The sequence below is a fragment of the Streptomyces yangpuensis genome (assembly GCF_001005295.1).
In the GTDB taxonomy this organism is placed as follows: Bacteria; Actinomycetota; Actinomycetes; order Streptomycetales; family Streptomycetaceae; genus Streptomyces; species Streptomyces yangpuensis.
In genome coordinates this window covers 697,410-698,244 of record NZ_LBMK01000002.1, presented here as the reverse complement: position 1 = coordinate 698,244, position 835 = coordinate 697,410, and the positions used below count along the sequence as shown (strand labels likewise).

The window sequence follows — 835 nt, the reverse complement described above, 5'->3', positions numbered from 1 at the left end:
GGGGGTTGTGGGCGGGCAGCCCGCCGTCGAGGCTGACACCGACGCGGATCCCGGCGGCGGCGAGGGCGGCGAGACGGCCGCGGGTGATCAGGGTGCCGTTGGTCTGGACGGTGGCGGTGACCCGGGTACGGGGGGCGGTGGCGGCGAGGGCGGCCCGTACGGCTTCGACGGGCGCGGCCAGTGCGGCGGGGGCGGTGAGGAGGGGCTCGCCGCCGTGCAGGACAAGGTCGACGCGGGGCAGTTCGTGGGCGGCGGCGTGCTCGGCGATCCGCTGCGCGGCGCGGGTGGCGGTGGCGGCGGCCATGACGACGGGCTGGTCGCGCCAGCCCTGGTCGGCCATCTCGTAGACGTAGCAGTAGGTGCAGGCGAGGTTGCAGCGGCTGCGGGTCTTGAGCACGAACTGCCGGATGGGATGGGGCGGATGCCCGGCCGCCCGCGCGGCGGCGACGTCGAGCCGGGTATGGGGCCAGGGCGCGTGGCGCGCATGCGCGGACGCCCAGCCGGCTTGGCCGCCGCGAGCCCCACCGCCGGCGGGCGGGGCGGGGGTGGTGGGTCCGGGCACTGGGGAGGCGCTCGTGATCGCTCGCCGCATCGCCGTGCTCCCTCCCCGCACACCGCCGGGGGCGCCCCGGCGGACGGTCCATCCCTGCCCGTCCGCCGAGCCCGGCTAACGGCGGAAAGTGGTCAACTCGCTTGCGGTGTCCCCTGCGGGGTTGCTCGGCGGGGCTCCGGCCGGAGCGTGCCGGGCCCCTGCGGGGTTGCTCGGCGGTCCGGTCCGGGCGAAGCATGCGGCTGGGGCGGGGTACGGGCGTGGTGCGGGTCGGTCGGGGGGCCG

1 protein-coding gene is annotated in these 835 nt (G+C 78.2%); it reads right to left on the bottom strand.

From position 1 onward, the window contains the following. On the bottom strand, nt 1-397 hold a 397-nt coding region (locus AAT21_RS08590), incomplete at its 3' end, for a radical SAM protein (RefSeq protein ID WP_235438723.1). Nucleotides 398-835 lie beyond the last annotated feature (438 nt).